Below are 9,155 nucleotides of genomic sequence, written 5' to 3' on the forward strand. Positions count from 1 at the left end.
CCTTTCCATGCATCTAGAAGCGTTTGTTTTTCTGGTTCAGTGACGAGTGACAGGCTGGAAAGCGGCTGGTTCGGATTTTCCGCAACATCCTTTAGTAAACGCAGAACATATTCGCTCCATTTCTCTGCCGTCTCTTTTGAGAACAGATCAGTCGCATATTCCAGCTGCAGGCCGATGCCGTTTTCATCAGTGAATCCGCCTAATGTCAGATCAAACTTAGACGTTCCATGATGGGCCTCATAAGGTGAAATGCTTAGATTCTGCAATGCAAGCTGTTCTTTATCAGGATTTTCCGTCGTCACCATCACGTTAAACAATGGATTTCGGCTCATATCCCGAGGAAGATCAAGCTGATTGACTAAGTCCTCAAACGGATATTCCTGATGCTCCAGCGCTGACAGGTTCGTCTGCTTTGCTTGCTCCAGAAGCTCTGCAAATGTTTGCTGTTCTTCCGCTTCCATTCTTAAGGCAAGCGTATTGACGAACATTCCCGGCATGTCCTGGACATCAGCATTCGTCCGGCCGGCAGTAACAGAGCCGATAACGATATCACGCTGTCCGGAAATTTTGCTTAAAAACACGTGGAAAACAGCGTGAAGCACCATGTGCAAGGTCGTTCCGGTTTCTGCGAGCAGTTTTTCTACCGCCTTTGCCGTTGCGCTTCCCGTACGGAAACGGACCGTATCCCCTTTAAAGCTCTGCACAGGCGGACGGGCATAATCGAGCGGAAGATCAAGCTCCGGCAGCTCGCCTGAAAGAACCGAGAGCCAGTATGCCTCATGCTCCTTCATTCGGTCCTTTTGCTCAGCTTCATTTTGCCAAACGGCGAAATCCTTATAATGAAGCGCAGGCTCTGGAAGCAGCTCGCCTTTGTAAAGCAGCGCCAATTCTTTCACAAAAATGCCTCTTGATACACCGTCTGCGATGATGTGATGCATATCTAAAAGCAGCAAATGTTTTTTCGCTTCTATTCGAAGCAAAACCGCGCGAATGAGCGGTGCGTCGTTTAAGTCGAATGGCCGGATAAAGTCCTTGATCTTTTGTTTCGCTTCATCTTCTTTTGCTTCAAACACATGAAGATCAATCGCCGTCTCCTCAATAATGCGCTGAACCGGCTCACCGTTTGCTTCCATAAATGATGTCCGCAATGACTCGTGGCGGTTCACAAGCTGATTGAGTGAGTCGCGCAGACGAGAAATATCAAGTTCGCCTTCCATCAAAAGAACAGATGGCATGTTGTAGCTGATCGTCTGCCGGTCAAGCTGATTCAGTACATACATCCGTTTCTGCGCAGATGACAGTGGGTACATATCCTGTTTGTCAGCCGGTTTGAGCACGTGATGTCCGCCTGAAACTGCCGATGCCTCCATGTAAGCCGCAAGCTGGCGAACTGTCGGCTGCTCGAACAGCGCTTTAAGCGGTACGGTTTTCTCCAACTCGGCCTGAATATTAGCGATGAGCATCATCCCTTTTAATGAATGGCCGCCTAAATCAAAGAAATTGTCGTCGATGCCGATCGCTTCTATGCCAAGCGTTTTCTGCCATATGCGGCATAGGCTCTCTTCAAGCGCTGTTTCCGGTGCGGCTAAGGTCTTGCCTCCGGATTGTGCCGCGTTCGGCTTCGGTAATGCGTTTCTGTCGGTTTTCCCGTTTGCCGTCAGCGGAATGGCGTCAACCTGCACAAAGAAAGCAGGTATCATATGGGACGGAAGTATTTGTGAAAGCTGGTTTCGGAGCGCTGCTTTTTCGATGGCTTGATCTGCCGTATAATATGCGCACAGCTCTTGAAGCCCGCCCTCGGAAACCGCTAGCACAACCGCTTCTTGAATCCCGCTGAGGCTGAGCATGACCGTTTCAATTTCTTTTGGCTCAATGCGATAGCCGCGGATTTTCACCTGATCATCAGCCCGGCCGATAAATTCAAGCGCACCGTCAGAAAGCCTTCTTACGACATCTCCGGTTTTGTACATGAGGCTGCCCGGTGAATATGGATTTTCAATAAATCTCTCGGCTGTCAGCTGAGGCCTGTTGAGATATCCTCTCGCAAGCCCCTGTCCTGTGATATAAAGCTGACCGCTCGCTCCCGGGGGCACAAGCTTTAACGCCTCATTTAAGACAAGCGCACCGGCATTCGCAATCGGCTGTCCGATTGTCGGACGTTTTACGAATGCATTCGATTCAGACAGATCAATCCATCCGGCGATGGCGCCGATCGTTGCTTCAGTCGGACCGTAATGATTGATAAATTCGGTATATCCATACACATTGCGGAAGGCCAGAACATCAGCCGGGATGATTTTTTCTCCTCCCAAGACAATTAAGCGCAAGGATTCAAAGTTTGGCTCTTTTGTAAAGCTGGAAGTGTTCACCATCGTATGGAATAGAGACGGTGTCAGTTTGATATATGTGATCCCGTGTTTCTTGATATAACGCCCCATTTCATCCGGCGCCGTATAGGTTTCCTTCGGCACGATGTGGAGCTGGCCCCCTGCCAGAAGCACAGGGAACATGCTCGTATAGCCTAGGTCGAATGCGTAGGAAGATAGCAATACAGTCTTATCGGTTTCCGTCAGGCCCGCCTCTTCACTAAACCAAGAAACATAGTTTGTCAGATTGCGATGCTCGATCTGAACGCCCTTCGGCTTCCCGGTCGTACCGGACGTATAAATGACGTATGCAAGACTGCGAGATCCGGAGATCGGAGAAGGGCGCTCCTTACTCTCATTTCTCCATGTTGCGTCATCAAGGTTGACGATTGTCCCTTCATATTGCCCAATGGCCGTCATGTTCCTTTCGTTTACGACCGCAATTCTCGCTCCGCTGTCCTCTAATGAATAGCGGATTCGTTCTTCAGGCGTGTCCGGATCAATCGGCAGGAAAGCCGCCCCCGCTTTCATGACACCGAGAATCGATATCATAACCTCAGCCGACCGATCCATGACAATTGCAACGATGTCTTCACTTCCTGCCCCTTGTGCACGAAGATGATGCGCCAGCTGGTTCGCCTGTTCATCAAGCTCGCGATAGGTTAACAGATTTCCGCCGGACATCACTGCAGGATGAGCAGGTGTTTGCTGGGCCTGTTTTTCGAAAAGAGCTGCAAAGGTCGCTTCAGTAATTTGAGTCATATGTCTCTCTTCAAGCAAAGCGGCCGTTTCTGCTGGTGAAAGCAGGTCTACATCAGACAGCCGAACGTTCGGATTAGCCGCAGCCGCTTTGATAATATTGACAAAGTGGCTGCTCCAGCGACGGATTGTCTCGTCCTTAAACAGAGCAGTCGCATAGTCAAAGCTTAGGCCGATATCTTCTTCTCGCTCGACCGCTTCCAAGGAGAGATCAAATTTCGCCACGTGATGAAGCATAGAGTATGAAGAAATCTTCAAATCTCCTAATCTCAATGATGGAATCTCCATGTTCTGCATGTTGAACATCACGCTGAACAGCGGACTTCGGCTCGTATCCCTTGTAAGCGGAAGCTTTTCAATCAGCTCCTCAAGCGGATAGCTCTGGTGCTCGAATGCTTGAAGGCTTGCTGTTTTGACTTCTTCAAGGAATTGCGCAAAGGTTTTATCTCCAGCAGGCGCCGTTCTTAGTGCGACCGTGTTGACAAACATCCCCGGTACATCTTGCAGATCAGGATGTGTTCTTCCCGCAGTCGGCGAGCCGACAATGATATCGTCCTGTGATGCGTACTTAGAAAGGAGTACATTGAACGCCGCCAGCAAAAACATGTACATTGTCGTATCCGTTTCTGCAAGGAGTGACTTGATTTGAGCCGTCATCTGTTTATCAAGCCCGAACATCACGCGCTCTCCCGCAAAGCTCCGTTCAGACGGCCGCTCAAAATCCGTCGGAAGATCAAGAATCGGCAGCTCGCCTTTAAATGTATCGAGCCAGTATGCTTCATCCTTTTGATGATCAGCATGTTCTAGATGCCATACAGCGTAATCTTTATAGTGAATGTGCGGCTGCTCAAGATCAGCGCCTTGATACATTTTGGCAAGATCACCGATCAGAATGCCTGTTGAACTGCCGTCAGTAATGATATGGTGCATATCAATCAGCAACAGATGGCGTTCTTCTTCAAGCTGGACAAGCTTCGAACGGACGAGCGGCGCGCGGTTTAATTCAAACGGCTTGATGAACGATTTGATCATTTCCTCCGCGTCTTCTTCCCGTCCCTTGGCAGCCTCCAGCTGGAACGATATGTTTTTATGAACAATTTGCACAACTTCTCCGTCGATCATGTCAAACGATGTACGGAGGATTTCGTGCCGGTTGATTAATTGCTGAATCGCATTTTCAAGCCGGTCTTTATCTACTTCTCCCTCCAGCAAAAGTACAGCGGGGACGTTGTAGCTTGTGTTTGCTTGTCCAAGCTGATTGAGGATATACATTCTCCGCTGGGCCGGGGATACAGGATAATGCTGCTGATAAGATGCTTGCCTGATCGGTTCAAACGTCTGCTCCTCCTTGCTTTCGTTCTCTTCCAAATAAAGTGCCAGTTCTCGAATAGTCGGCTTTTCAAAAAGCACTTTAATCGGCACTTCCTTATGAAAATGCTCTTGGATTTTCGCCGTCATCATCATCGCTTTCAAAGAATGACCGCCGATCATAAAGAAGTTATTGGTAACGCCTGCTTTGACGCCGAGTATCCCTTCCCAGATCTCCGCTAATTTCTTTTCGCTCTCTGTCCCTGGTGCTGCGTGCTCCGGCTGCACGGCTTCTGATTGCGGTGCAGGCAGTTCTTTTTTGTTGATTTTCCCGTTCGGCGTGAGCGGCAGGCTGTCCATCTGAATCAAATGGGCCGGAACCATATAGTCTGGCAAAGATTGAGATAGCGTTTTTCTCAGCCCGCTCACAGACACTTCACGGTCCGCCGTAAAGTACGCACAAATTTCATTTTCGTCTGCTTTATTCTTGCGGATGATCACCGCAGCCTCTGTCACATGCTCTGCCATGTTCAGTTTTGTTTCAATTTCACCAAGCTCAATTCGGAAGCCGCGCACCTTCACTTGATTGTCGATTCTTCCTAAAAATTCGATATTGCCATCCGGCAGCCATCTCGCCAAGTCGCCAGTGCGATAAATCCTTTCACCTGGTCTGAACGGATCTTCAAGAAATTGCTTCTCGGTCAGCTCAGGGAGATTGACATATCCTCGCGCTACACCGATTCCGCCGACGCACAGCTCGCCGGGCGCACCAATTGGCTGCAGACGCTGCTGTTCATCCATGATATAGGCAGTCGAATTTCCGATAGGCTTCCCGATTGGAATAGAGCCGCTATACTCATGGTCGATCATAAAACTTGTTGAAAACGTCGTGTTTTCTGTCGGACCGTATCCGTTCCACAATGACAGCGACGGTGATGCCTGTTTCACTTTGCTGATCATATGCGGCACGAGTGCATCTCCGCCGATGATTAAATGGCGCAGTGTGCCGAACATGCCGGCATCCTTTGCGGCAAGCTGGTTGAATAAAGGTGATGTCAGCCACATGGTGGTGATTCTCTGCTCTCGCAGGAATGCTGCAAATTGTTTCGCATCAAGCAGCGTCTCTTTTTTGACCGGATAAAGCGCTGCGCCATTCAGCAGTGCGCCAAACACCTCAAAAGTGCCGGCATCAAAGCTGACAGCCCCCGTTTGCGCCATGCGGTCCTCTTCATGAATAGGAACGTATCCGGCATTTTTGACGAGGCGCAAAATGCTTTTATGTTCAATCATGACGCCTTTCGGTTTGCCCGTCGAACCAGATGTATACATAATGTACGCCAAATCAGACGGAGCGGATGGCAGATTGAGATTGTCAGCCGCTTCGCTTTCTTCAAAGCCGCTGTCCAGTGTAAGAACCGGCACTTGCAGCTGATGCGCCTGCTCTGGATAAGACTTTCCGGCCAATACCAATCGAATCGAGCTGTCCTCAGCCATGAAACGAAGACGGTCTTCAGGAAGTGCCGGATCAAGAGGCACATAGGCGGCGCCTGCTTTTAACACAGCCAGCATACCGATAACGGTTTCTGCCGAGCGGCCGTTCATAATCGCGGCTGTTTCCCCTTGTTGAAGACCTTGTTCAACAAGCTTTCTCGCCAGACGGTTAGCCGCTGCATTCAGCTCTCGGTATGTCAGCTCGGCTCCTGCATATACGACGGCAGTGCTCGCCGGCGTCCGTTTCGCTTGCTCTTCAAACACTTGATGAACGGCCTTTCCCTCAGGAAGTTCGGCTTTCGTTTGGTTAAACACCTCGACAATCTGCCGCTGCTCTTCGTCTCCCACAAGCCCGAACTCACGCACAAAAGCGGCCGGCTGGTCGACAGCCGCTTCCATCATGCGGGTAAGGTGCTTCGCTGTTCGTTCGATAAAAGCAGAATCAAAGGCGGCTCCGTTATATTTGATTTTGACGGTCCACGTTTTGCCCGGATACACAATCAGGTTGAAATCGAAGCTTGTTTGCTCAAATGCGCTTTCTACCTTGATAGAAAATCCGAGGCGGTCTTCCATGCTGCCGTTTTCAAGCTCTTGATCAAGCGGATAATTTTCAAACGCGACCAGATGGTTCAAGAGATTGCCATCAAGGGCTGAGCGTTTTTGAATCTCGTAGAGCGGCACATAATCGTAGCGCTCCGCCTCTACCGCATGCTGCTGAACAGCTGAGAACACATTGGCAAAAACAGCATCACGATCAACTTTTACCCGCACCGGAATGGTGTTGATAAACAGCCCCGCCATCGTTTCAATCCCGTTAATTTCAGATGGCCGTCCCGATACGACCGTGCCGAAGACCACATCATTCGCAAAGTTGTATTTGCTGAGAACAATGCCCCAAACGGCTTGAAACAGGTTTGGTCCTGTTACTTGATAGCGGTTTGCGGTTTGCTGAATGCGGGCAACCAGTGTTTCGTCCCATGTAAATGAATATTCTTTATTAACGTATTCATCCTTTTTCACAGACAGGCGGCCCGGGAGCACGCTCGGCTGTTCAAAACCCGCCAAGCGTTCACTCCAGTAGCTCTCCGCTTCTTCATTGTCCTGTTTTCCAAGCCACTTGATGTAGTCGGAATAAGGCTTGCCCTGACTGTTTGCCGGTGTCCGGCCTGCTCTGAGCGCTTCATAGTTTTGGAACAGGCTTTTCATGAGGACGCCCATGCTCCAGCCGTCCATCATAATATGATGATTGCTCCAGACAAGATACAGCTGATCTGCATCAAGACGGAAAACCGCCACCTTAAACAACATGTCTTTTGCCAGGTTAAAGCCTTGGCGCTGCACGTCTTGTTTATAACGCTCAATATGCTCTTTCTGGCGGTCTCGGTCCGCATGACTGATATCTTCATAGTGCACCTTTGTTTTGCGTTCCGCTAACACGACCTGACGCGGTTTTTGCAGCTGCTGGTGCACAAATACTGTACGGAGAATATCGTATGACCGAATCAGTTCATTGACGCTTTTCTCAAAGATTTCAAGATCAAAAGCGCCGTGAATCCCAAGCTCTAATTGTGTGAAATACGAGGAAGAATGCGGATCAAGCATCGCATGATACAGCATTCCCTCCTGCATCGGTGTCAGTGCGTACACCTTTTGAATCGATTTTTTGCTCATATGCCACCTCTATTAGAAAATTTCCATTAATTTATCAAGCTCATCCAGCGTCAAATCGTCGTCGCCAAGGTCACTCGGCGTCAGTTCCGTTCCATCTTGGGATAGGCAATGTTCAATGATTCTGAGCAGATGGGCTTTAAAGCTGTCGCTGAATGTCTGTATCGTTTTTTCATGAAATTCAAGAGAATGATAGGCCAGTGACATCCTCAGTTTTCCGTTTTCGATATATCCGACAACATCGAGCGCATTCGGTTTTTCTGTTTCCGGGCTTAACGATTGTCCTGATGGCAGCTCTGATCTCTTGAACAAGCCAGCATCCGACATGTCATCGAACTGTCCTAAGTAGTTAAAGCTGACATCCGGCTGAATCGAGAACGCCACGTCTTCTTTATGTTCCGGCGCTGTCAGATAACGGAGAATGCCGTACCCGACTCCCTTATTCGGTACATGTCTGATATCTTCTTTCATTTGCTTCAGCTGGTAACCCAGATCATCCGCATGCTTCATATCGAGCACCATCGGGTACATACTCGTAAACCAGCCGACTGTCCGGGAAATGGTCAGGTCTTCTATGATTTCTTCACGTCCATGCCCCTCTAAATGAACACTTACTTGATCCTGGCCTGTCCACTCCTTCATCGCCAATCCGAATGCCGTCAGCAAAATATCATTCATTTCTGTGTGATATGCCTCATGCACCTTTGTGGTGAGCTGTTCTGTCTCTTCAGCAGTCAGCGAAAATTCGATTGCCCTTGTATGTTTCATTCGCTGATCACTAGATTCGCGATCCTTCGGAAGCTTTGCCGCGACAGTCTGCTCTTCAAGCTGTCTCCAATACTCTTTTTCTTTCAAAAAGGCTTTGGAGTTCGCGAAGTCTTGTAATCTCTCTGCATACTCCGCAAATGAATGTGTTTTCTGCGGGAGAACCGGATCATTGCCCTGCTCAAGCTGTGAATATACCGCGGCGAAATCCTCCAGTAAAATCCGCCACGACACGCCGTCAACCACTAAGTGGTGAATGGCAAGGAGCAAGTGGTCTCCGTCTTCCGCTTGGAACAAGCCTGCTTTTAACAAGCCGCCTTCCTGCAAGTCGATGCTGCTCTGCAGCCGTTCCGCTTCTCTCTCTATGCGGTCTTCATGATCTTTCGCTTGGCCCTCGATTTGGATGATCTCCAATTGGGCTGAAGCAGCTTCAATTCCCTGGTTGTATTGAACGACATCTTTCAGCTCCTCACGGTAGATCATACGGAGTGCATCATGATGTTCGATCAGCGCCTGCAATGTTTTCTCCACCCGTTCAGGATCGAAGCCCTTCGCCGCATGAAGCATCACGGATTGGTTCCAGTGGTGCTTGTTCGTGAAGTTCTTTTCAAAGAACCAGCGCTGGATCGGTGTCAGGATGACCTCTCCCTCCACAGGCCCTTGGTCTGCCTGTTTGCCTTCGGCACGCTCCACATATTGTGTGAGCTCCTCGATCGTCGGGTGCTGGAAGAGATCTTTCATCTCCAGCTTCCAGCCGTGCTGGTTCAAGCGGCTCGCCATCTGGATTCCTTTGATCGA

The 9,155-nt window shown here is 49.4% G+C and carries 2 protein-coding genes; both read right to left on the reverse strand.

Going from position 1 to position 9,155, the window contains the following annotated elements; genetic code table 11:
• A partial coding sequence (gene srfAB, locus AC4CV5_RS20660; protein WP_490923784.1) for a surfactin non-ribosomal peptide synthetase SrfAB occupies positions 1-7,595 on the reverse strand: 7,595 nt, incomplete at its 3' end.
• A 12-nt stretch (positions 7,596-7,607) separates the two neighbouring features.
• Positions 7,608-9,155 (reverse strand): condensation domain-containing protein (locus tag AC4CV5_RS20665; protein ID WP_490923786.1); only part of this gene is annotated, 1,548 nt, incomplete at its 5' end.

The organism is Bacillus sp. NS1, from assembly GCF_058248265.1.